Origin of the sequence: Thermococcus sp. LS2 (assembly GCF_012027375.1) — an archaeon.
GTDB lineage: Archaea > Methanobacteriota_B > Thermococci > Thermococcales > Thermococcaceae > Thermococcus_B.
The window spans coordinates 1-24,571 of sequence record NZ_SNUI01000014.1 but is presented as its reverse complement, the minus strand read 5'-3'; the positions used below and the strand labels follow the sequence as shown (position 1 = coordinate 24,571).

The following is a 24,571-nucleotide window of genomic DNA, read 5'->3' as shown; positions in this document are numbered from 1 at the left end:
ACTTCCTGCCTGTAGTGAATGAAGCGAAAAGCAAGGGGAAAGAAACTGTAGTAATCGGGGCTGAGCCGGGGTTCAGTAAGGCCTTACAGAACGCTGCAGATTACGTTATAATCTTGGGAAGGAGTTTACTAAATAGTACCGCCCATCATGTTCGATTACTGAAAAATGATAAGACAATGCCAAATCATATGAGGAGTCCTGGAAAGAAATGACTTTATCATGATACAATAACTCTCGTGGTATAAATAATCCTTTTAATGCTAAGAGAATAACTTGCTCTCTATCTTCTTGATTATTAATCATGTCTAACGAAACAGGTTTGCTATCAATTATCATCTTAGAAAGGTCTTGTGCAGTACCAAATTTTTTAGCCAACTTTTGTTGTGAAATTCTTATAGAAAAGGTCCCTATGAGCAATGACTTTTAGCAAATTATCTATAGCAATATAATTGTCAACAATCCCCCAAGATTACCAGCTAGCTCATGGAGTCTTTTCCGACTAAGAGGTTCATCTCCAAAAGCCCTACTGAGATCAAGAGTGAAAGACATTAAGGAGTCAGAAATCTCATTTATAATTTCAGATTTTATTGGGTATGCATTTACCTGATATTTAATACCCCTTTTCGGATATAGCATCTTTTCATATGCCATAACTATACACCTAATTTGATATTATACACCCAAAATTTATTGGTTTTTTGATTTGAATTAACTTCTTTTCTTATAAGGCAAAAATAGAAACGCAAGGATAACGGAGCCAACAAAATATAATCCCCATCAAAGCAAGCTTTCAATCAGCTCGTAATCTTCTTCCGGTAGTTCTCTCATAGCTTTGCCCATTAAGTGACCACTCCAACGCTTCTTGTTTGTAATAAACTTTAATTTTGGAATCAACGGCTTGAACTCAACTTCTCCAAGCTTTATGGGTTTGATCTTGACTCTTAAGGGGTAAGTTTCGTTTAGATGTTGTGGAGACTTGAAGATTTTGGTTGAATCAGTGAAAGGCTCACTCACAACTTCAAAAATACCAACAATCTTTGGCTCTAAAATCTGCTTGTCCTTTCTCTCCTGCTTCACGTAAATGACAAGCTTATCGCCGGGCTTGACTTTGGCGATGGTGTTCTTATGCCTCTTCGGCACGCCCCAAACGTTCTTCTTTTTGATAACCTCCCAGTTATCACGGTTTGTAATGCAAAGCCAGTATGCCATGGAGATCACCTTTAGAAATTTCACACACAGGAGATATTAAGATTTAGTTTCCCTAAGCTTTTTCCAAACCTCATTCCACTCAAGAGCAAGCCAAAAGATCTTCAATTTCTTCTCAGCTTCCTTATATTCAGGATAATACTCCCCAATCAATCCCCAAAATTGAGAACCATGCCTTGGTATTTTCATGTGAGCCAACTCGTGAATAATGATGTAATCCCTCAAACTCTCGGGCAAAGCCATTAACATTAAATTAAAACTCAAATTTCCCTTTTTCGAACAACTAGCCCACTTAGTTCTTTGGAATCTAATGTAAATTTTCCTATATTTAACTCCTAAAATCGAAGCAAAAAGCCTAACTTTAAAATCAAGCTCCTCCCTGAGCTGATTTTTAAGCCATCTCTTCAAAATTCCAAGATCATTATTGGGAAGAAAAACAACTTTGAACTTCGGATTAACTGAAAACTCTTCCCCATTAATTATTTCATAAAACTCTCCATTGAGCAACAATTTATCTGAAAATGGCAAAAACTGCTTTTTAAGCTCTTCAATCTCCGCTAATTTTTCCTCTATCCACACTCTTTTCCTCTTAATTAGCTCTTCGGGATTTTGATTTGGAGGAACAACTACCCTTATTTTACCATCTGGTCTTATTTCAATCCTTGAGTGCTTAATATTTCTCACGATTACCTCATAATTCAACCCCACCGCTTCAGCACCTCAAGGATTTCATCCCTTGTCTTGAACAAATCGTCATATCTTCCATTGTACTTACGAACTATGAACAGCATGACTTTTCTTGAGAGTTCACTGACAACATCTGCCTTTTCTTTCCATCTTGGGAATCTCAAACTTTCAGTCTCATTCAAAAGTTCTTTTACATCGCCTATAAGTTGCCCAGTGTTTGCTTTAACGTGCCTTTTTAGAACCATAACTAAGGCATATTCAAGTTCCGTCAGCCCTAACTCTTCCCTCTCTTTAGTCCTTTGCTGAATCTTCTGAGCAACCCTGAACAATTCCTCATAAAGCTTTTCAATTTCCTCTTTTTTGCTACGCCATCTCTCGACTATCCTCTCAACCTGCTCAACTAAATCAGAAGTCAAAGGCCCTCTGTGAGTGTTTATGTAGTGCCTGACAGCAAAAAGCAAGTCATAAAACGCCTGTTCTTTGCTTCTGCTTCTCATTATCTTTTTCAAGAATTCCTCATCAAGCTCGATTATTGGAAAATCAGTTCTTAGTTTTTCAATGTCAATAGTTTCATGGATAAATTTGAGCGCTTCTTTAAAGAATGCATCCATTTTCTGCTCAATCTCTGGATCAAGACCGTTAACTTTGCTGTTGTATGCATAATAAACTTCAGTGAGCCAAGAGAAGGCATCTTTAAACTCGGTTTTATCTTCTCTTAGCAGCTTGTAATAATATCTGATCTCACGATAAAGCTTTTGAAACTCCGGACCTTTTTGTTTTTGGAAAAGAATCAAAACCGCTTTCATTATGGTGTCTCTGTCTCTTTTCAGCTCAATTCCATCAAAGAGAGCCAAAGCCTCGCTTATCTTTTTCTTAAGTTCCTCCTTGATTTCATCGAGCTTGTAAGCAACTCCCTTGATGTCAACCTCGTCATAAATCGCCAAAGCTCTCTTAAGTTCTTTGAAAATTCCAACATAGTCAACTATCAAGCCAAAAGCCTTGATGTTCTCTCCATTCTTAAAGAACGGTCTGTTAGTTCTCGCTATTGCCTGTAATAAGCGGTGCTCTTTCAAAGGCTTGTCTAAATACATTGTCTGAAGGATTGGAGCGTCAAAGCCCGTTAAGAGCATGTCCGTGACAATTAGTATCTTTGGGAACTCCTTCTTCTTAAAGCTGGTGACAATTTCTTCTCTAATTTCCTCTTGATCTTTTGTTCTATACTTTCTCGTGAGTTCGTTGAAGTACTCTTGAATTATTTGAGGATCATTCTGATTGAATGTCATTACAATTTCGCTGTATTCAGAGGGCAAGAACTTATCAAGAGCCCTCTTATAGAGAACGCAGGCTTCTCTATCAACGGCAACAACCATTGCTTTGAACGGCTCAACGCTCTCCTTGTAATGTTTGGCTATATCCTCGGCAATCTTTTCAATTCTTTTTGGGTTCTTGAGGAAGATTTTGATAGCATTGAGCCTTTTCTTCAGCTTCTCCTCTACTTTTTCACGATATTCCTCTGGGATTTCTTCAAGTTTTGAAGAGAGGAACGCCTCAAGATCTTCTTTTCTTAATCTGACTTCATCCTCAAGTCTTGCCTGATAAGCTATCTTTACAGTGAAGCCGTCCCTTATGGAGTCAATGATGAAGTATCTGTCAAGGTATGGCTCATCCTTGTAGCCGAAGGTTGCATAAGTGTCTCTATACTTTTTGGAAATTGGTGTGCCAGTGAAGGCAAAGAATGAAGCGTTCTTCAATATTGAGCGCATTGTAGCAGCTAATTCACCATATTGAGTTCTGTGCCCTTCATCAATGAAAGCTATTACATCCTTACGGTTCATTATCGTCTTTCTACGCTTGCTTTCTTTCCTAAGCTGCTCTCTGAGTTCTTTGAGTTCGTCTTCTCTGAATTTGTGAATGAGAGTTACAAATATTCCTCTCTTTCCATCTGAGTGCATCAGAATCTCTTTAAGCTTTGGAATTGAACCCACAACCTCAAAGCTCAAGCCTATGGATTTAAGCTCATCAGAAAGCTGTTTTTCCAGCTCACGCCTATCAACAATGAAAAAGATTGTGGGATTGCCTAAAAGGCGCTTAATCTTGTAAGCAGAGAATATCATGGTTAAGGTCTTCCCACTTCCTTGCCAGTGCCAGATTAAGCCTTTGTTTCTCTCAATTTCACCTCTGGCATATTTAACTGCCCTCTCAACTATTTTATTTGTCGCCCTGAGCTGCATATATCTTGGGAGGACTTTTGTTATAACTCCCTTATCCTCTCGGTAGAAGATGAAGTACTTTAGAATATCAAGAAGATTTGCTGGAGTTAGAATTTCCATTATGTTGTCCAGATCATCAAAGCTCTCTCCCTTCCATTCATAGACTGAAACATCTTCAAGCCATGGAACGTTTGGGAAATAAACGACTCTATCTCCAATGGCAATGCTGAACTGAATGTATTTGAAAAGTTCAGGCATCTCTTTTTCATAGCGTTTAATCTGCCTGTATGCCTCTTTCCAGTCCTTCTTTAGGCGCTTGCATTCAATCAACACAATGGGAATCCCATTGATATAGAGAACTATGTCAGGGATTTTTGTTTTAAATGGATAACCAACTTGATTTGCAACTAAAAACTCATTGTTTTCTGGATTTTCATAATCTATGAGCATCAGTCGTTTTGGTTCACCAGTTTTTTCATCCTTAATGGGAACGCCATCCTTCAAGTAGTCTAAAAGTTTACGGGAGCCTTCAACACCAAATGGAATAGTCTTGAGAAAAGCTATGGCTTCTTCCGCTTCCTTCTCACTAACTTTGTTTATTCTCACAATTGCTCGCTTTACTCGGGAAATTAGGATGGGTTCTTTTTCATCTTCAAGGATTTCAATTCCTCTCTTATATTGCCAGCCTAATGAGGTGAGCCTTTCGATTGTGGGTTTTTCGCATTGCTCCCATTCGGTCATACTCAACACCAAAAAAGAGTTATAATCCTGACAAATCAACAACTTCGAGAAAATCAACTTTCTTAAAGTCTTCATCAAAAGTAACTATTCTCTGAATGCCGTAATATTTGCAAGTGGCAACTATTATCGCATCGTTGGTTAAAAGAGCGTATTTCTCCCCAATTTCTGCAGATAACTTTAGTATTTCCCAGTTGACTTCAACTACCCTCAAGAGTTCATTCTTTATCAGCTGCTCAATTGATTCTTTGACCTTTCCATAAACCCAAGCATATCTATCCAAATGCTTTTTGAGATCATAAACGCCCTTCAATCCATCTCGAAGGGCTAAGGTAAACATAACTTTATAGGCTGTTTCAGAGAAAACAACTGGATTTATAACTAAGGTAAAGCCCCTTTCAATCAACGACTTCACTAATGCCTTTGCCTTCTCGTCACCAAGGTTCAATCCTACCAGAACAGAAGAATCTACAAAGACTTCAGAGTGATTCATAGTAAGCCTCCTTGAGCTTCTTGTAGTCTATATTCTCGACTTTCTCGATAACCATGGAATCCAAGATTTTCTCAAGCTCCTCCTCATCTATTATCTTGATGATGACCTTTGAGTGCTCTTTAAGCTTTAGCTTTTTTAGAGGTTTCAAAACTCCATCCTCATAAATCGCCTCAATAATCTGCATAACTCTCACCATAAGGAATTCTATCGTGAAAAGATTTAAGGTTTTGGTGTTAGTTGTGTGGTGGTTGTTTTTAATGACGAAGTTAATGGATTAACATCAATTAGATAAGCGGAGATCCCAAGACGAATTCTAGAACTTACTTTCCATCTTGACTCTATGCGGGCGGAGGTGGGGGAGTCGAACCCCCACACCCTCTGGGGAGCGAGGGTGGAATGCTCCTCACCCTGTATGACGATCCCCTAGTACCTCCGACCCCAGAGGGGAACCGCCACTCCACCCTTATACTTCTGCAACCATGTAGATAGCCATGTGGCCATCTTCATCACCTCCGTTACAAGTTGTATTAGCATCACTGTAGTTACTAGATCTGCTGAAGCTACTAGAGCGAGGAACATCCCAGCCTCCACACATGACAGTATACCACTTTTATGATTATCTGATACTTATACTTTTTGTCATGTTGAAGTCAAATCCCCATTGCCTTTAGACTGGCTTTCCGGCCACTGATTTTTAAATAAACTTTCCTCTAAATACTTGATTTCATGTTTATTGACAAATATCTTAACCTTCCTATCTTCGTCAAGCAAATAAACAAAATCTCCAAATTTTAGAAGCTTTCCCCGGAGAATTTCACCATCTCTCAAATAAATAACTGCTGGAGGATAATATGCAGTACTAAATCCATAAACAAGTGCTATCATGGTGAAAATAAAGACTCCGAGTATTGAAGTAACCGCAGTAAAGATTAGAGAGTTTTTTGATATTGCCATATGGATAGAAAGGATGGATATAGCTGAGGCCAACATTAAAAAGATATAATTACTAGAAATCTTTCGATTGAGTTCTAGCGCATTTAGGAAAAAAGAGACTGGATCCCCAATGGTTCTCTTTATAATATCCTCGTAGTTTCTGAAGAGGCTTCCGAGCATGGTATTGTTCTTTTTAATTTCTTCTAATTTCTCAATGTAGTTCTTTCTGAATATGTCTAACAAGTCGTGTTTTAGAAAATACTCATATGTCTTTAGTGTCCATGAGAGCATAGAGAAAATCAAGATTTGGAGAACTATCGGTATAATTAGGGGGATCCACGTGAGGTAGTCTTGAATATAATAAATGACTATGCCTGGAACTAAAATAAAAAATACCACGAATATGAACCCAGTAACATAAAGAGCAGATTTGTCGGCTTGTTCAACATGTGTATCTGCTATCAACCTGCCGAAATAATAGAGAACAACACTCGCTAGTACGATCAGTGCTGAAATATTTAGGGTTGTCAAAGAGGATAGGTCGAGCATTATGTTTTCACCCTCCTCCTTCCCGTCAGCAAGTCCTTCATCAGACCCTTCTTAACTCTTTCAAGCCTCTCCCGTCTCTGCCTTAGGAGTTCGAGCTTTCTGTCAACTGTCATGAGAATTTCGGCGATTTGTTTTTGTTCGGAGAGGGGTGGGAGGGGGATTTTGAATTTTTTGAGGTTAGATGCATTTATATTCGCCTGGCTTACCGCTCTCGTGGCTAATTGACGCAATCTATTCCCCGCAAAAATTAAGTAAAGCGTTAGGAACATGGGATCAACTACGTTCAAGTTGGGTTTTAGGCGGATTAGATAAGAGGCAAAGACGTAGTCTCCCTCAAGCATAAAAACGCCAGTTCTGCCAACCAGTTCATAACTGTTAGTCCTGTTAATGAGAACATCTCCTTTTTCCAGTTTATATTTCCTGAACGTGATCTCGTCAAGGTCGGTATATTTTAGATTAATTGGCAGGACTTTGCCGTTTAAGATGCTATCCATTTTTATGACAGGATACCTGCCAGAGTCCTTCAACTTAGTGGATAGACCATACTGGAACGAACTAGCAACATCTCCAAGCCTTACAACTCTCCACTCCTCCGGGATCTCGCCCAGCTCGGTCTTCTTGAACCTCTCGTGCCCTATTCCCCTCGTCAAAAGCCTCGTCATCAGGCCGCGCTTAAGGCGCTCCGTCTTCTCGATTGCCAGGTCGGTCTTTTCAATCGCTTCATCAACAGTTCTCAGAATCTCGGCGATTTTCCTCTGTTCTGGGAGGGGTGGGAGGGGGAGTAAGAAATTCGAGATTTTAGATTTGCTTATAAATTTGAAGGTTGTAGTCCCTCCCAATAATTCGATTCTCTTTTTGGCAAATATAAAATAATATGCCAAAAATTCAGGAAAAACTTTCTTTTTGTTCAACACAAAACTATTAAACTGTTGATTTGTTGTAATAGGTATTTTATTTATTGCTACTTTACCAACAGATGCCGTTAAAGACAGGATTACAGAATCTGGGGGAATAAGTTTTACGTTTGTCTTTTTTAGAGCTAACTCTGTTATTTTTTCACTGGTATCATAAATATAATTTATTTTCCCATCCATAACTTCTTCGTTTGTTAACCAAGGAATTGTACCATTTTCCCAAAATTCTCTTCTTGAACGCAAGGGGGTTGCTCCAGTTAAAATTTCTTTCGCAACATCCTTTAACCTAACAACTTCCCAATCCTCAGGAATCTCGCCGATTGGGGTCTTTTTGAGCTTGGTTTTAGTTTGCATTGGATTCACCCCGTCAATAATAATCCAAAGAATACAAAAGTTCATCCTTAGGAAATGGAAGTGAAAACTCTTGGTCTTTATCCTCTATATTCTTGATTAAACACTCAACAAAGTCCTTTAAATCTACAATATAGACGTTCATACCTTCACCTTTATAAGTAAGCTCTTGTTTTAAATTGTTAATTTCTGGAATAAGATCAATATTCTTAAGGAAATTTACCACCAAGACAAAACTCCTAAATCCCTCCCTCTTAGCTAAGCTAAATTCACGTTTTATATCCCCAAAATTTCCTTTTAAGTGTCCATTCTTAACAGAAATGGCTATTAAGTTATAGTTCCTATTTAATATGACAATATCAAGGTCAGGATCTTTTGAAGTAGACGTTGAGGGTTTATATCTGAATTTAACTTCACAAGACTGTTCGAGAACCTCATTAATAAGCTGAATAGGCTTTCTAAGATACTCGCGTGAAGGTTCGATAAGCACTCTCTTAGTTTTTATATAATCAAGGAGATAGTAGATAATATAATCAGAGAATCCGCCTATAAAGGTCCTTGGAAATAATTTTAGTTCATACTGTAAATCTAATGTTCTTGGATATTTGTAAAATTGATCTATTAACTGACCAATTCCTGTCTTAATATTATCAAGTAGCTCAAATACCCACTTATCATACTCCGCAGGAATTGTATTTTGAATATTAGCAATATCCGCATATAATGCTAATAACTTTAGATAGACAGATAACAGAGAATATTCAACAGAAATAGCTTTTAAGTGTTTCTTATCCTTAAACTCAATGTTATTGTTGAATAATTCCTTTATTAGCAGGGTTTTTATTTCTCCAAGCTTTTTTATTGCTTTAATTAATCTCTTTTTTGCATACAAAAATTCAAGGTATTCAGCCATCAGGTAATCAATTTCATGAGCAAGAGCCAGATTGTGATAGGTAAGACTATTTACGTCTTTGTTTTTCTTTTCGAGTTCTTTTATGAATTTTTTATAGAACTTTTTCGCAGCCTTTGCGTGATCTTTGCAAGCATTTATAAAATTCCTAATCTGTTCATAGTCTCTATCTCGTTTTTTAAGCTCAATAAATAGCTTCCTTTTATAGATCCTAAATATACCCTCATAAATAACCGAACTTAAATAAAATTTGCTTTCTGGTTGTACAATAAAGTCATTTATTACTTGTTTAAATTCATTAAGGCTATCTTCTAAATGTTGCAAATTATGAAAAGAATATTCCCTGTCGATACTACCGAGAGTATAATATGCCTGCAACCTTAATAACCAGTACATGATTTCATTAAACCTCTCATCTTTTTTCAAATTTTCATTAAGCTCTCCATTATCCAATAATAGCTTATCTAGGTCATTAAAGAGTTTAAAATTATACGAGATGTTTCGTGTGTTTATATCGTTTATCATTTTTTGTTTTTCTACTCCAATATATTCCTTAATTATTTTCTTATACCATAAAAACGCATTTAGTTGATTAACAAATGTTTCATAGTTATATGGCTTTAGGTTATATCTCAATATCCAAAAGTATAATAATTTTAAAAATGAGGCAATGAAAGTTACATCATTTTTGTTTGCCTGCCAGACACTATATCTGCTATAAAAATTTGTTGCAACATATGTTGCATTAATTATATCTCCTCTTTGCCTATATTTTTCTATTACTGTCTGAAATTCTTGTTCAAACTGACAAATTAATTGATCAAATTCTCTATCAAATTCTAATTTTTTCAGCTTTTTATCTATCCTATCGCATAATTGTTTAAACTTCTGCTCAATGTCCCAAGAGTTTTCCATATATATGCCTCCTAATACCCCAACTCCTTCAAATACCCCTCAATCTTCTCATCAACCTCAGCAAGCTCTTCGTTAATCTTCTTCAGCTCCTCCCACTCGGCTTTAACGTCAATCTCCTCCTCTTCCTCCATTGGGAAGACATAAAGCGTAACATTCAGGTTAAAGTCGTTCTCCTTTATCTCGTCCAAGCTTACAACCCTTGCAAAGCCCTCAACGTCCTCAAACTCCTCATAAGCTTTCACAATCTTCTCAATGTTCTTCTCTCCCAAGCGGTTCAGCTTTCTAACTTCTGGATGCTTCTCATAATCAAGCGAAGCATTGACAAAGAGAACTTTTCCCTTCCTCTCTTTCGGCTTGGCTTTGTTGAAAATCATTATCGCTCCCGGCGCTCCAGTGTTGTAGAACAGCTTTTCTGGCAACAAAATGACGCATTCGAGCAAATCCTCCTTAACAATTCTTGACCTTATTCTCTTCTCCGCTCCACCCCTGAATAATGCACCGTTATCAATGACTATTCCAATCCTGCCATTGTCCTTGGCACTTGCAAGCATGTGCTGGATCCAAGCCCAATCCGCTGAATTGTTTGGTGGGTAACCGTACTTAAAGCGCTCCTCTCTAAACTCTGCTTTCTTCAAAGTTTCCTCTCCATAGCCATCCTGATTCCAAGGTGGGTTAGCAATAACAACATCAAAGCGCTTCAGCTTTTCACCCTCCTTGAAGGCAGGTCTCAGGAGTGTATCTCCCACGGCAAGCTTTGCATCCTTAATTCCATGAATCATCATGTTCATCTCGGCAATGGCGTAAGTCGTTGGATTAACCTCCTGCCCATAGAGGAAGAGCTTCTTAGCTTCACTTTCACCAAATTTCTCTTTAACGTGGAGATAACTGCCAATCAGCATACCACCAGAACCTAATGCTGGATCATAAACCTCTTCACCAGGCTTAGGATCAAGGATTTCAACCAAAAGTTTGATGACCTCTCTCGGTGTGTAAACCTCTCCCTCCTTGGCCTTCTGAGGAGCAAAATACCTCAAAATCCACTCATAGGCATCGCCTAAAACATCTGGAGAAGCATTCCTCAAGTCCAAACCGCTGAAGAGTTCAAAAAGCTGCTTTAGAATTTCAGCATTGTCTCTGTGGAGCATGAACTCCATGAAGTCAAATCTATCAACAACACCTCTCAAATTAGGATTAAGCTCCGCTAACTTTTTCAATGCCTCCGAGAGATTCTGCGGGAGCTTTTCAATATCTTTCTCTCTAAGCTTCCTCCAGAGATACTCAGAGGGATAAGCTATTGTGTAGGCACTCTTATCCTGAAGTGCAATCTTCTCAGCTGTTTTCCTATCAAGTCCTTCTTTCACGAGTTTCTCCACATAGCTCTCAAACTCTTTCTCCCATTCATCACTCAAACGCTTCAAGAAGAGCAAGAGGAGGATGTATTTATAATCAACACGAGTCCTGATTAAATCAGCGGCTTTCTTCAGAACCCTCTCAAGCTCTTCTCTTGTGACAGTTTTATTCTGTTTGAGTTTAACATATTCTGTTAATTTCCTCTCCACAGTTATCACCCAAGATAATAGTTACCCAGAGAATATTAGCACAAGAAAATATAAACTTAGCCTATTTAAATTTTCAACTACTTTGAAAATTAATCCACTTTCAGTGCTTCACAATCCTAACCAATGTATAAATTCCAGCCTCTTCTTTAATGAGTCCTCTCTGCTTGGCAATCTCCAGCAAGAGCTTCAAGTCAAGAAATTGGATCCCATACTTGCTGCAGTTATTCACAAGCACTGGCCAAGAAGCACTACCACCAAAGTCCCTAATCATTTTCAACAACGCTCTCAACTCAGAAGCTTCCCTACCCATAACCTCACCTCCTCCGTAACCCTGATTTGAAGAATAGACAAAACAAATTTGCCAAAACTTGTATTTATCCATTTCCACAAAAATAATTTAAAGTGTCAGGGAAATCCTCCATACAGGGAGCAATAATGTTAAGAAAAGCAAAGATTCTAGTCCTTTTGATGAGTTCTCTAATATTCCTTTCAAATATTTCCTCAGCTTGTATTTGTCCTTACAAAGACGGATTTATCATTGGCTACACTACATGGAAGTGGACATCCCACGGAGCAGAAGGAAAGGGAGCAATCCTCTTTTACAACGGCTCATTCTACGATATCACTCCACGAAGATTAAAAATAAACCCCGTCAAGTTTAATCAATCCAGAAACACAAAAAGGCCATTACATTTTTATCCTCTCCCATTCTTAAGAAGCTTCTGACTGAACCCAATGACACTACCAGACAACTGGTTAAAGATATAGGGGATAATAAGAGCCAAAATAATATAAGAAAGTCAGAAGGCAGAAAGGAAGGATTCTAGTGCTCTCACCGCTATGTGGGGCTCTTGGAGGTATCTACTCTTGCGCATAGTCTCTAGATTTTTTACAATGCCAAGAAGTTGCTCTAATTTTACTATGACATCTTTCACAGCTTCTCTTTCTTCTTCATCCAGAGGAGATATCAGCTTTCTAATTTTCGTCCACAGCTCATCATCTGGGTCTTCAAACGCGCTTAGGAATCCTATGACGTTACTGAACTCCCTGTCAATCTCAAGCACGTTGTAGAGGCATTCTAGGAACTTCTCAAACTTTAAAAGAAGACCGGTGAATGCCTCATATATTCCTTTGTCCGGTGTGTACGTGATTTGGATCTTGCCATTGCTCTTCCAGTAGATTTTAACACTGTTGCTGTAGAAAGCGATATCGTGGCGAATTCCCTTTGTAAATGGCGTGTCCCAGTCCTCTGGAAGTAAGAACTTGGCCTCTATTCTCTCATCAATTAGATCTTTACTAGCCAGCACAGCCTTCCATAGTTTTGTCGTGTTCTCACCATAAGCAAGTACTGGTTTTTTACCCTCTGATAAGGCCCTGTAAGGATAATACAGCAGGGCCATCTTCTCCACCGCACTTTTTACCTTGGAGAATGTATGATAATCCCCATAAATGTGCTTTATAGCCTCTACTAGCAGGATGAGCTCGCCTCCAAGCTCTCTGAGTTCATAGAGGTTTCCTTCCGCAATCCTCCAAGATGTGGAGCTAAAGCCATCCACACACTTCATCCCGCACCACCCGTTGAGTAATATCATGGTAAGGAGTATTTAAGCACTTCGATTTTGAGTAATTTTATTATACCGTATGTATTGTCAAGTTATTAAGAGGACTCTTGACAGTATTGAGGATGCTGAAGAGGTGAGAATTGTTGTTGATGTCGTCAAGAAGCTCGCGAAGGAACTAAAGCTACCAGTGCCGTCTTCCTGAGTTTTTGTTTTTTACTTTATCTTTTTTTATCCTAAGATATTAAAAAAGAAAAATTAGAGTCACTTACCGGCAATCTTCTCGGCGAGGTAGACAAGCCTGCGGAGGTCGTCACTGTCCACGGTGATAAATATCGTATCATTCTCTCCTATCTCTTCTACATACATCCGAGGAGATATTGGAGGCAACAGCTCGGCCAGTACTGCATTAAAGATGTCTTCCCTCTCCACGTCCTCTACAACCCTCGGCGGAACGGGGGGAGGATACGCTGACCAGTCATCTGACCAGTGTCCTAGCACGACGTAACTAACGTTCTCATACTTTATTCGCCCTCCCTTCTCCATAGTATCTGCAATTTCCTCAACTATTTCCCGCACGATTTCTTCTTCAACTGCCAGCTGGAGAAGCCTTGCAAGCTCCCTTGGAATGCCTGCAAACCCGCATGCGAGCATTGGGTCGTGAAGCTCCTTGTATGCATACACTGCTAGCCTTTCCATCTCTGCTCGAACTATAGCCTCGATGTCTTCTTTTTTGTCGGAAATTTTGCGGGCGAGGAATCTTAAGTATCCCCTAATGTCGCAGACCACCCACGTGCCTATCATCCCACGAATGGTTTTGTCCATTAGGAGTATCCGCCGAGCACACTCAATTGCTTCCTGTTTTGCCCTCTTGTATTCTTCAGCAAAGCGAGAGAACTGGTACTCTTCGTATGCAGCCCTTGCTAGCCTTGTGAGCTTTTCAATAGGAATTCTGCCGGCGTAGCGTATTAGGTAAAGTTGGGCAACGGAGGAATTCTCACAGTATGCTAGTAATGTCCCTGCTCCCCAGCATTCCTCGTCAATAAGTCCAGCATCTTTCATTATGCTAAAGACTTTATGTAGGCCGAGATCGTGGGCTATGGTAGGAATCTCGCCGGTCTTGGCGATTTTTAAGCCAATTGCACGGCGGATGGTGGAGGTGAAGTCTAATTTATAGTCATCCAGCTCAGCAAGCTCTTCTGCCAGATCCCGAGGGAATATTCCCCTCTCCAAGGGCACCACCTCTATGCAGTGAGTTCCCCTATTGCTGCCAGAAGTGCCTCTCTACCTCTGTGAGCTTTCTTGGTATCTTCCGCTAGCGCAATAACCACACATAGCTCTTCCACCATGCACCACCTCGCTGAGTAAGTAGAAACAACTGATATTTATACCCATCGGTCATAGTAATATATTATTAACAGCTAGTCTTAAATAAATTCTCCACTCTTTTATGTTTGTAAAGTTGCTGTCTTTACCCTTGTAAAGTATGATGCTCCTCGTCTTGAAGGGCGAAGTTTCTTGAGGTCAGCCTGAGCTACGTCTGCTTGAGCGGACGGGAGCGCCAGCCCAGCTACTGGCTAAGGCCCCCACGATACTTTCCCAGCCTCGCCGTATCGGAAGGCTAGCTCCACTACCACTATACGGCTCCAAAACCCGGTCTTAAAACCTGATTTTAAGGAGCCGCACTCCAAAGAACACCTCCCAGAGTCCCATTGCTACAGCAAAACTCATAAAGGTCTAGATGCTAAGAAGCTGAACTTAGAATTACCGCATCCCCACCCTAAAGGGCGAGGCTTTTAAGTGGTAATGAGAACTAGAGTGCTCTTTAGAAAATATATTGTAACTATAAAATTCAAAATTTTTTTAATGCTAGCCATAATAATTTATAACTGGGTGGCAAGGAATGAATGGGATTGTGGCTAGTATTAATCAAAGGTGGGAAAATCTATCAGAAAAACATGAATCTTTAATTAGAAACATAAATGATGTCCTTAATGAGTATATTTCTGGTAATCTGAAAAATTTTTCCTACTTAGTGGTTGGAGTTTTTGGTAGTGGTAAAACTCAATTGTTGATTGAAATATTCAAAAAGTCGATAGATTTAGGAATTTTGCCCATTTATGTTTTTGCAGAAGACTTATTTGAAAACATCCCTGAAGGCACAACTCCCCAAAGATTAAAGGAACACGTTAATGAATTTGTAGATAACTTTAGGATACTCTTTGAACAAAACCACTATAATGAGCTCAAGAAAATTCTAAAGTGTAGCGAAGGAAGCCTAAAATGGGATTTGTTGAATTATTTAATTGAAAATAGAGGGAAAATACATCAAAGCGAGAAAATAGTTCTTTTGGTAGATGAATTAGAGGGACAGTATAAAAGTCTCAAAAAGAAAATAAAAACTGACGACTTAAGCCCACTCAGGGAGTGGCTAGAGGACAGAAGCTACTTAAAGTTTTTATCCTTGGCTCCCTCTGGAGTTTATGAATTAGGAGGAGCTGATGAAACCCGGGTTAAAAAGTTTACAATACCTCAAGCAAGCGTAGAATACTTAAGAGAAAAATATAGACTATCAGCAGGAAAAGCCAATGCCCTCTGGTGGATTTCAAGAGGGAAAGCGAGGCACATTATCAAAAATGTAGAAGTCATTAAAAGTCTCTCACCAAATAACAGCGTATATGAAATACGTAGAGAGCTGGAAGAACTAGACAGAATTGGGCAGAGTGTGTCTTCCGTTCCTGCTGTAAATTTTGATTGCATAAAAGACAACACAAAAATTCGATATTTAATTGACTTAGCACCCATTGAGGATGAAACAGGAGAATTTGGATTAATTATGGATGTAAAAAAACTTGACGAAGGGAAACTCGCAAACATAATATCAGAAGTCTTTAAGACTTCTAATGAAGATTCATTAAGTATTGCATATTATATCAAAATGGCAACAACATTAATATCTGATAAAGACTTTCGAGCATATATACCCCAGAGGGAATTTGGGGAGTTCTTCAAATTGGCGTTAGATCTATTATTAGAAAATGAACAAGAAAAACTAAAAACGATTATATCGAAGTGTTATGAGGAGATTGAAAAAGAAAACATAAAAGGACAACTAATGTACAAAATGTCTACATTAGGAGGCGTAGAACTAGGAAACCTTCCAAAGAGATTTCCCTTTGAAATAAAGGAACTTAGGGATATTTTCCCATTTCCCACTATTAATCCAATAATATTCTCTCCTCCTTCAGAAGTAAAAGAAAGATTGGGTATCATCAGAAAACCATTCTGTAAGATTAAAGACAATGTATTATTCTTTGCGTCTTATATGGACTTTATAGAATACACCAAGACTGATGAATTCAAGAATAAGGTAATTCCAGATGGGAAATATCTTATAATTATACTTTCAAGCGAAGAACTTGAGAAACATAAACAAGATTTAAGAGAGAACAGCCTGCTTGAGTGGCTAATAGAACAGGGGAAATTAGATATTAGACCTTTGTCAGCTATGCTCAGAGACTTCATGCTTAGTATCTATAAGGAAGGAAAATATAATCCACCAATTGACATACGTGTAGTAAAAAGCGACATTGAGGATACCGATGATAAACTCATGAAGAGAAGATTCTACCTTTATTACTCGAGTCTAAAAGAGTATATTGAAGAAACCGAAGATGTACTTAAAAGCAGGTTAAGAATATTTTTTGAAGAAGATAGGGTGCTTCCCGGAGCAGAGTCCTCGTGGGGAGATAAACAGGTCAAAGAGGACAAAATCGTTGTTCCAGGTTTGGCTCTTGCTTTTTATCCTATACCTATAAAAGACAAAGAAAAACTTTCAAAACTTGCCAAGTTATTTGGGAGCAAACGAGGTGGAGGACTGTCATCGTTAATGCCAAGAAAGGGTTATCCAACAGTTGCAGACGATTTGTTGCCTCGAGGTAAAGGTGAAGACACAAATATAATAGAGAAAGTTAGAATGTTCTGGAGTGAGAAAGATAAAAAATCATTAGAACAGCTCGCAAGAATATTACTGTTAGAAGATTTTAAGAAACTCGGCAACGGAGATATCAATAAAGAAAGACTGCTTGAGGCATTCTGGAGGGCTGTTAGAAATGAGTTCGACGATTCGGGACTTCCAAGGGCAATAAATAGGTTCCACTACGAGATAGCGGAAAAAATAGAAGAAATAAGTGCTATAGATGGGAGAATTAGGAGGGAGTTTGAACTAAACATAATATATGACAACAAAGATGAGAGAAAAATTATGGACTCCGCAAAAGCATTTGAAGAGCTTCGTGAATTAGTAGATTCAGGATTTGAGAGCAAACTGGGGAGGCATATATTACAAATTTATTTAGAGGGATTATGTGAAAAGAACGGGGAAGTTATTAAGACGCTCTATCAGAAGTTAAAAGGAATAGACAAGAAATTAAATGAATTGGAAGTGTATATAAACAGAGTTGTTGACTTGTTAGAGAATGACTCAAGATTACGCCAATATGTATCCAACAGGGAACAAATCTTAGAGAAACTCAAGCTTCTCAAACAATTTGAAGGCAAAGAAATTGAGATTGAAAACGTTATGAATATCGTTATCGAAAGAATAAATGAGCTTAGGCGAGTAGAGAGTATTTTAGATAATATCAACAAACAACTTGAGGAGTTTGAGAGTATCCTGATGAAACATGATTTAGTTGAGGGGGGATTGTAATATGACAGATGTCACCGCCATAATAAACCAGCTAAATTCTGACCTCTTGGAGATAAAACAAATTAATGGGAAGTTGGAACATTTAATGGAGAGAATAAATAAGTTAGAGGAAAGCGACAGAGAGTATTTGCCAAAATTTGAGAAAAATTTCAGCAAGGAGGATATCCGAGAATATGTCAGGGAACTAGAAGAAAGCATTGATAAGCCCCTAATACATAAGAGAAAAAGGGAACTCGAGAAGCTTGGTGTTAACGTAGAAGGACTCAATGATGAATTGTTCAAAGATGATAGAATAGACGAGTTTATTGAGGAACTTAAGAAGCTCAAGGAAGTCCTAATGGATATGGACAAGCTTTTCCAATATTTAGCCAAGCACGCTCATTTCTGGATACTAAATAGCAAAATAGAGAGAGTTAAATACTTAGTTGGTTACTTCAAAACTGATAATGATTTCAACATACTTGTCAAGAAGATTAGGAATATAAAAGCCGTAGGTTACTTATTGTGCGCATACGTAGATAGTAAGAAGGACTGGTATACTGTTAAGGACAAGTTGAAGATTATCAACAGCATAGAATCAGAGATTCCCGAAATAACCATTAGGGACAATGAAGAGGACCTAAGTCTAATAAGTAGCATCGATAAACTATTGAAAGAGATAAGAAAGTACACAGAAAGTCCACTAAATGTAGAATCAGTTACTATCAAGGAAGTAAATGCAGAACTTGAAAAGAAGTTAAAGGAAGTTAAAACCAAGCACAATCAGTTAATTTCAGAGCTAAAATACTGGAAAGAGTTGATAGGGGAGTACCTGCCAGGAAGAATTATACCAATTGAGAAAATCGAGGAAGATATTAAAAGGTGCAAAAAGATTTGTCAAGAGGAATTTCCAAAAGCCTACGATTATCTTGAAAAGTCCAAAGAAACAATACGGGATTTATCAGACAAAGATGAATTCGCAGAAGCCTTAGAGGGTATATTAAATTATGTCTCAACCGTTGATTTATCGTCAAAAGAAAATGCCGAGATGGTAATTAGAGTATGGGAGAGTCTAAATACACTGGAAAGTGTTAAGTATCCAATAGACACATTTAGAAGCTCTGAGAGTCTGCAAGATTTGCATAATAAGGTTCAACGGGCATTGAGAGAATATGAGCAAATGGAAAAAGAAATTCAAAGTTACCACTGGATACTTTATAATAAGAAGTTTCAGAGTTCAGACATCCCAGGGAATTATCCAGAAAGGAAAACACTATTAGAGAAATATAAAGAAGAAGCCAAAAACTACATAGGACAAGATTTTGAAAAAATTATAAGATCCATTACAAGTGACGAAGAGATTCCCGAAGATGTAAGCTCTGAAACATTAAAACGCTTTTTTGGAAGGATAAAGCCAATGCTCAGAAAAGTCCTAATGGAGGAATTGGGATATGAAACCTGAAGATGACTTTTATTCAACCCTAATAGATGCCATAAACAATGAAGATATAACTGTGAAGATAAAACCTCTCAATTTAATCCCTAACTATAAACGAAACAGTCCAGACTTCGTTCTTATTCTCAATTTGACACTTAAGTTTTTCTCTTATTATTTTGATATTGAACTTCCTATCCCAATAGAATTAGAGAAAGCCGGAATCAATGCCGCTTTAGAAGATTTAAGGAAATTTGTAGAAAGAAAGCATTTCGAAGTAAAACTTCCCATGATTGTAGTGTCTGGAGATAGTACTCCACGTAGGAAGACCGAGGAGTATAATTTTCCTGTAAGGTTTGAAATAAAGCAGATTAGTGAGACGTCAATCTCTAATTATCTGAAAGACACGCGGTAATAAAGTGTCTATTAAACAAAAGCTAAGGAAAATTGGAAGCTACTTTATAAGTAGGTATGATTCTATTTCCTGCCCCTCCTCTTTTACTGTTACTCCCAAGTTAGGGTAGATATCACCAATATTGCAAAGGAGAGTCCTTGATAGATCTTATGAGAAAATAAAACTTAGAAAGCTGTTAGAGACACGAGCCTTGGAAAAAACTAAAAATATTAGTCACACATAACTAATGGGAGAGTCACAATGACCCTAACTCTTCACCCCAGTGAGATAGCGAGATTCTTTGAACTTCACGAATGTCCAAACTATGTGAGACTGCTCTTCATGGCCAAAAGAGGAGAACTCGAGAAATACCAGCACATCCTGAAGGCAAAGGAGAAGGCAGATGAAACCCTCGTGAGATGGGGCCAGAACTTCGAGCTTGAACTCCTCATGCAGCTTAGAAAGCTTTTGCCAAACGCAGAATTCTACGGCTTCTTCAGGGAGGATGAACACCCAATAACACTGAAGTTCTTCAGAAGATTCTTCCCAGAAAACATAACCACATACTCTTCTGAGGAAAACTGCTTTGAAAAGGTCAAGGAACTCCTCGAGCTTGATAGGCAATTCGTCATCTACCAGCCTTACCTCAGGGGGAGAATAGGAACCTTCACCGTGAGCGGAAGGCCTGACTTCATCGTGCGAGATGGGGAAACCTTTTATCTCCTCGAGGCCAAGTTCACGAAGGAAGAAAAGCTGGCACACCGCTTCCAAGCCGTGACCTATGCCCACCTTCTAGCCCAAGTTCTCGAGGAGTCCGGAATTAGTGGAAAGATAAGGCTGGCTGTCGTAACCAAAGGAATCTCACTCAACTGGCCCCCAGAAAACCTAGAGTATCCAAAAGACGTTGAAGAGTACATAATGACTCTCGAAGGGAAGCTTTCAGATGAAAGCCCCTTTGCAAAGGCTCTGATGAAGGAAAAGGCCGACCTATGGCTCACTGCAAAGTGCGCTGAGTGCCCCTTCGAGCCCATCTGCATAAAAGAAGCTGTCGAGAAGAGAAGCCTCGGTCTTCTTGGCATACCCCTAGGTCATCAGGAAGCCCTCAGAAAAGCTGGTGTGAAAACAATAGACGACCTAGCAGAGCTCTTCGAGTTCCCCTCAACATGGCCAACGGATTTCCGGGAGCCAAAGGCAAGAAAGCCTGAAGTCGTTGCCGAGATAATGAGGAAAGCAGACATTGCAAACCTTCCCAAGCTCTGCAGGCTGGCACAAGTTATAAAGAGGGAGCTCGACAGAAATCCAGAGGATACCGTCTGGCCCGAGTTCATCCCCGGGACAGGTTACAATCTACCTAAGGATACTTGTGAAGGCAGGTGCCCCGAGAATTACCCGGAAGGTTCGCTCGTAAGAGTCTATGTTTTTATTGAGCAGAGCCCCTTGACTGAGACGCTTCTCGGGATTTCCGCCGTCGTCGAGAACACGCGGACAGGGAAAAGGGAAGTTCTTGCAGACCTAGTAAATGAGCCCCCGATGGATCCTGAAACCGGAGAAAAGCTTGAAGGACAGATGCTCGAGAGGTTCTTTGCCAGACTCTTCAAGGCTATTAGGGAAGTTGCCCCAAACCTAAAGGGCGAGAGATACAGAATAAGAGGAAAAGTGAAAGAGTGCAAAGAAGATGATGCATTCATCCACATCTACTTCTACAGCAGGTTCCACAGAGATGCTCTGATGGAGGCCGTCAAGAGGCATCCAAAGCTTTACGGAAGCAAAGCTGTGAGAGCATTCCTCAGCCTCAGGAGGGCGATAGATCAAGAGGGCTACTCCCTGATAAAGGATGAGTTAATAGCGAGGCATGCACTACGCTTTCCCCCAGGCTTGGGAATACTACTCGTGGCTCCCCAGTTCGGATTCAAGTGGAAGACCGTGGAGGATCTTGAAGACGTCTTCAAGTTCCTCGCCGAGAAGAAAAGAGATGAGATAAGGCTCGACAAGCTATATAGCATGGTGGAAGAAAACTTTGGGAGTGGAAGGACATTTTACCCTGTCTTCAGGAGAGAGGATGAGCAGATCCCCTTCACATTCTTCTGGCGAGCTCTGTTGGAGGAGAAAAAGAAAAGCCTGCTCGACATGCTGGAGCAGATGGCGCTCGCGGTGAGGCACATAGAAAGGAGGATACCCGAGCGGACAAAGGACGCTTGGGTGCCGAAGGAGCCGATAAGTTTGAGGGAGCTTGAGAACTTTGACTTGGGAGAAGTGAGCCTAGCAGGTGTTCTCGTGGAGTACCAGATGCTTGAGTTCTCAGCAAGAAAGAGACAGCTTGAGTCCTATCACAGGCTACCACTACAGCTTAGGGCACACCTTGAAAAGACAGCCGTCATAAGGGTTGAAGAGATTATAGGGAGTGGAAGAGACTGCACTATAACGGGAAGGATAATTCTGCCAGATGCCAAGGGCTGGAAACCCTACTCGAAGGATGAAGTTCTCATTGACCTTGACGAGGGTTCTTGGGTGGCCGTAACCCCATTTGATGCCTTTGGGAGCGATGATCCAGCTAAGGTAGTGAGGCGCTCCCCACTGGGCACCGTAATATTCATAGACCACAATGAGGGGTATGTGGAGGTCAAGCTTATAGGAAGACTCGGAAGCGGGAGGTTCATATTCCCCCACGATGGCTTCTCCTACGAGAAGGGCAAGCTGAGGATAGGTGGATTTTCCATAAAACCCGGAGATATTATAGTCCTCGACCAACCCGTTGATGAGATTGGCATGTCAAGGGCTTATGACATTTTGGAAGCCATACTGAATGGGAAGAGGCATTGCATATACGAGAAGCTGAACGCCATTTACTCGGTCGGTAGGGTTGAAGATGCCAACCCGTTCAAAATAAGCATCTGGCGAGAGGATGACATTGAAGAGTTCTTGAGAAAGCTGGAGAAAGTTAGAAACCTCAACACAGAGCAAAAGGATTTTGTAAGAGATGTCGATAACTTCCTTGTCACTCTCCAGGGACCGCCCGGCACGGGCAAAACGTCTGGAGCAATAGCTCCCGCAATACTTGCCAGAGCATACTCCTCCGTGAAGCGGGGCAGGGATGCGCTCTTTCTCGTCACTGCAGTTTCTCACAGGGCTGTAAATGAGGCTCTGATAAGGACGGCCAAGCTTCTGGAAGAGCTCAAGCCCACAATTCCAGAGCTAGAAAATGTGGAGCTTCTTAGAGGCTTGGCCAGTGAGGAAGCCGTGGAAAGCATTAAAAGAGAGCTTGATGGGCTCAACGTTGGGTTCGTTTTTGAGAAGCTGAACTTTGGCGGGGGCCAGAAGACCTTGGGTTTCTTCATATCCGGCAGGGGGAGTGTTAGGATACTCTTTGCAACGCCCCAGACCCTTGTGAAGCTGGTGGACTGGAGAAAAGCAGATCTGGTCGTGGTTGATGAGGCCAGCATGATGGATTTACCTATGTTTCTCCTAGCGACTGCTCCAGCTAAGGGGCAGGTTCTCCTTGTTGGAGATCACAGGCAGATGCAGCCAATACAGGTTCACGAGTGGGAGCTCGAGGACAGGAAGACGATAGAAGAGCATCTTCCCTTCCTTTCAGCTATAAATTTTGTCCGCTTCCTTAGAGGCGAGCTCAAGGGTAGAGAACTTAGGAGGTTCGAGAAACTGCTGGGCAGGGAACCGCCAGAGTGGGGTGTTGATAAGGACGCTGTACTGCCGGTTCACAAGCTTAGGGTAACCTACAGACTTCCTGAGGCATCAGCAAGGCTACATACTGAGCTTTTCTACCGCTTTGACGGCATAGAGCTTGTGAGCGGAAAGAAAAAGGATGAGAAGAAGCTGAGATTGTTGGAGGAAGTAGCCAAAAGAAATGATTGGATTGGCTGGGTTCTTGACCCACGCTATCCGGTGGTGCTCATTGTGCACAATGATTTGTCCTCAACAAAGATGAACGAGCTGGAAGCAAAGCTTGTGGCGAAGCTTGTTGAAGCTATCCCCGAGGGACTTAGTGTTGGAGTGGTAGTCCCTTACAGGGCTCAGAAGAGGCTCGTGAAGTCATATATCGGTGATAGGGTTGATGTTGACACTGTGGAGAGGTTCCAGGGAGGGGAGAGGGACGTGATAATTGTCTCGATGACCTCTGGCGACCCGGCGTACTTGATGCAGGTTTTTGACTTCATTTACGATCCGAACAGGCTTAACGTTGCTGCGAGCAGGACGAGGGAGAAGTTGATTGTGATAGCTTCGGGGAATATCTTCACGCTGTCGGCTTATGACCTCGAGCAGTTCGAGAAGCTGAGGCCGTGGAAGAAGTTCTATCTGTGGATGACGAGAGGAGAAGAGCTGAGAGGAGAAAACTTCAGGGCATTCAGATGAGAGCATTTCTTTTGGCTTTTATCTCAATTGTGGTACTGCCATTTCTCCCATGAAGGACTCAGGGATTCTCACTTCATCAGCTCTCTCAATCTCGGAAGCAATTTCCTCCCAAGCTTTCTCTTCTTCGTCCTCGCTCAGCTCAAGGAAAAAAGCACGCACGGTTTAATTCCTTAATTTTCTCTTTTAGAATATGCTATACTATTGGAGAATAAAGCTTTTCATGTTTCTTAATGCCGTTTCTAACTGTTCTTCTTTTTGTATAATTTCATAGAAAATAATGGAAAAATATATAAAGGATGAGCGTGTACTCTATATCGAGGGATAGCATGGAGAGACATTATACTCTAAAAGAAGCCGCGAAAATCCTTGGAGTTACTGTAAAAACGCTTCAGAATTGGGACAAACAAGGAAAAATTAGAGTTGTCAGAACAGTTGGTGGGCGAAGGAGAATTCCAGAAAGCGAAATCAAGAGGATCCTTGGGATTCAAGAGGAAAGGAAGATAATCGGATATGCAAGAGTCTCAAGCAGAACTCAAAAAGACGATTTGAACAGACAAGTCCAAACAATAAAAGAATTCGCAAAAGAGAAAGGTTGGGACATTGAAATCCTCAAAGATATCGGCTCAGGGCTAAACGAAAAGAGGAAAAACTACCAGAAGC

At 40.2% G+C, this 24,571-nt stretch carries 22 protein-coding genes; 8 read left to right on the top strand and 14 right to left on the bottom strand.

Annotated features, from left to right (window positions below; translation table 11 throughout):
* Nucleotides 1-212, top strand: a 212-nt coding sequence (locus E3E24_RS12105; protein WP_167916096.1) for an NYN domain-containing protein, incomplete at its 5' end; no start/stop codon positions are given.
* A gap of 223 nt (nucleotides 213-435) precedes the next feature.
* Here the strand turns inward: E3E24_RS12105 and E3E24_RS12100 are convergent.
* The 11 genes from E3E24_RS12100 to E3E24_RS12050 all read right to left on the bottom strand — a co-directional run bounded on the left by E3E24_RS12100 (nucleotide 436) and on the right by E3E24_RS12050 (nucleotide 11,775).
* Entirely contained in the window at nucleotides 436-651 is a 216-nt protein-coding gene (locus E3E24_RS12100; protein ID WP_167916095.1) for a hypothetical protein, read from the bottom strand.
* A gap of 126 nt (nucleotides 652-777) precedes the next feature.
* Nucleotides 778-1,209, bottom strand: a complete 432-nt coding sequence (locus tag E3E24_RS12095) for an EVE domain-containing protein (RefSeq protein ID WP_167916094.1) — start codon at nucleotides 1,207-1,209, stop codon at nucleotides 778-780.
* A 36-nt stretch (nucleotides 1,210-1,245) separates the two neighbouring features.
* Nucleotides 1,246-1,914, bottom strand: coding sequence for a SprT family zinc-dependent metalloprotease (locus E3E24_RS12090; RefSeq protein WP_167916093.1), 669 nt, complete (start codon nucleotides 1,912-1,914; stop codon nucleotides 1,246-1,248).
* Entirely contained in the window at nucleotides 1,905-4,844 is a 2,940-nt protein-coding gene (locus E3E24_RS12085) for a type I restriction endonuclease subunit R (protein WP_167916092.1), read from the bottom strand. Before E3E24_RS12085 ends, E3E24_RS12090 begins: the two co-directional genes overlap by 10 nt.
* Nucleotides 4,845-4,863: 19 nt before the next feature.
* On the bottom strand, nucleotides 4,864-5,334 hold the full coding sequence (locus tag E3E24_RS12080) for a type II toxin-antitoxin system VapC family toxin (protein WP_167916091.1): 471 nt from the start codon (nucleotides 5,332-5,334) through the stop codon (nucleotides 4,864-4,866).
* Nucleotides 5,321-5,518, bottom strand: a complete 198-nt coding sequence (locus tag E3E24_RS12075; RefSeq protein ID WP_167916098.1) for an antitoxin AF2212-like protein — start codon at nucleotides 5,516-5,518, stop codon at nucleotides 5,321-5,323. Before E3E24_RS12075 ends, E3E24_RS12080 begins: the two co-directional genes overlap by 14 nt.
* A 455-nt stretch (nucleotides 5,519-5,973) precedes the next feature.
* Nucleotides 5,974-6,816, bottom strand: coding sequence for a hypothetical protein (locus E3E24_RS12070; protein WP_167916090.1), 843 nt, complete (start codon nucleotides 6,814-6,816; stop codon nucleotides 5,974-5,976).
* Complete coding sequence (locus E3E24_RS12065; protein ID WP_167916097.1) at nucleotides 6,816-8,084, bottom strand: restriction endonuclease subunit S; 1,269 nt, start codon at nucleotides 8,082-8,084, stop codon at nucleotides 6,816-6,818. Before E3E24_RS12065 ends, E3E24_RS12070 begins: the two co-directional genes overlap by 1 nt.
* Before the next feature lie 13 nt (nucleotides 8,085-8,097).
* Nucleotides 8,098-9,906, bottom strand: a complete 1,809-nt coding sequence (locus E3E24_RS12060) for a hypothetical protein (RefSeq protein WP_167916089.1) — start codon at nucleotides 9,904-9,906, stop codon at nucleotides 8,098-8,100.
* An 11-nt stretch (nucleotides 9,907-9,917) separates the two neighbouring features.
* The gene (locus E3E24_RS12055) at nucleotides 9,918-11,465 is read right to left on the bottom strand and encodes an N-6 DNA methylase (protein WP_167916088.1); all 1,548 of its coding nucleotides are present in this window, start codon (nucleotides 11,463-11,465) and stop codon (nucleotides 9,918-9,920) included.
* A gap of 100 nt (nucleotides 11,466-11,565) precedes the next feature.
* Nucleotides 11,566-11,775 carry a hypothetical protein gene (locus E3E24_RS12050; protein ID WP_167916087.1) on the bottom strand — a complete coding sequence of 70 codons (210 nt, stop codon included), beginning with the start codon at nucleotides 11,773-11,775 and terminating at the stop codon, nucleotides 11,566-11,568.
* 125 nt (nucleotides 11,776-11,900) lie between these two features.
* On the opposite strand from E3E24_RS12050, the gene E3E24_RS12045 reads away from it, so the two are divergent.
* Nucleotides 11,901-12,191: a hypothetical protein gene (locus E3E24_RS12045; protein ID WP_167916086.1), complete on the top strand. Its 291-nt coding sequence runs from the start codon at nucleotides 11,901-11,903 to the stop codon at nucleotides 12,189-12,191.
* Nucleotides 12,192-12,265: 74 nt separating this feature from the next.
* Here E3E24_RS12045 and E3E24_RS12040 read toward each other — a convergent pair whose 3' ends face one another.
* A complete protein-coding gene (locus tag E3E24_RS12040; RefSeq protein ID WP_167916085.1) occupies nucleotides 12,266-13,030 on the bottom strand; it encodes a hypothetical protein in 765 nt (254 codons plus the stop codon).
* Between the two features lie 76 nt (nucleotides 13,031-13,106).
* On the opposite strand from E3E24_RS12040, the gene E3E24_RS13005 reads away from it, so the two are divergent.
* Nucleotides 13,107-13,229, top strand: a complete 123-nt coding sequence (locus tag E3E24_RS13005) for a hypothetical protein (RefSeq protein WP_255454081.1) — start codon at nucleotides 13,107-13,109, stop codon at nucleotides 13,227-13,229.
* 59 nt (nucleotides 13,230-13,288) lie between these two features.
* Here the strand turns inward: E3E24_RS13005 and E3E24_RS12035 are convergent, their stop codons facing one another.
* Nucleotides 13,289-14,257, bottom strand: coding sequence for a hypothetical protein (locus tag E3E24_RS12035; protein ID WP_167916084.1), 969 nt, complete (start codon nucleotides 14,255-14,257; stop codon nucleotides 13,289-13,291).
* A 670-nt stretch (nucleotides 14,258-14,927) separates the two neighbouring features.
* On the opposite strand from E3E24_RS12035, the gene E3E24_RS12030 reads away from it, so the two are divergent.
* From E3E24_RS12030 to E3E24_RS12015, 4 genes are all read left to right on the top strand, one after another.
* Nucleotides 14,928-17,735 (top strand): hypothetical protein, encoded by a 2,808-nt coding sequence (locus E3E24_RS12030; RefSeq protein ID WP_167916083.1) that lies wholly within the window; start codon nucleotides 14,928-14,930, stop codon nucleotides 17,733-17,735.
* A 1-nt stretch (nucleotide 17,736) separates the two neighbouring features.
* Complete coding sequence (locus E3E24_RS12025) at nucleotides 17,737-19,176, top strand: hypothetical protein (protein WP_167916082.1); 1,440 nt, start codon at nucleotides 17,737-17,739, stop codon at nucleotides 19,174-19,176.
* Nucleotides 19,166-19,564, top strand: a complete 399-nt coding sequence (locus tag E3E24_RS12020) for a hypothetical protein (protein WP_167916081.1) — start codon at nucleotides 19,166-19,168, stop codon at nucleotides 19,562-19,564. The genes E3E24_RS12025 and E3E24_RS12020 overlap by 11 nt, the downstream gene beginning before the upstream one ends.
* Nucleotides 19,565-19,804: 240 nt before the next feature.
* Nucleotides 19,805-23,911, top strand: coding sequence for a bifunctional RecB family nuclease/DEAD/DEAH box helicase (locus E3E24_RS12015; RefSeq protein WP_167916080.1), 4,107 nt, complete (start codon nucleotides 19,805-19,807; stop codon nucleotides 23,909-23,911).
* Nucleotides 23,912-23,929: 18 nt separating this feature from the next.
* Here the strand turns inward: E3E24_RS12015 and E3E24_RS12010 are convergent, their stop codons facing one another.
* On the bottom strand, nucleotides 23,930-24,070 hold the full coding sequence (locus tag E3E24_RS12010; protein ID WP_167886525.1) for a hypothetical protein: 141 nt from the start codon (nucleotides 24,068-24,070) through the stop codon (nucleotides 23,930-23,932).
* A 167-nt stretch (nucleotides 24,071-24,237) separates the two neighbouring features.
* On the opposite strand from E3E24_RS12010, the gene E3E24_RS12005 reads away from it, so the two are divergent.
* Nucleotides 24,238-24,571, top strand: a 334-nt coding sequence (locus tag E3E24_RS12005) for an IS607 family transposase (protein ID WP_167916020.1), incomplete at its 3' end; no start/stop codon positions are given.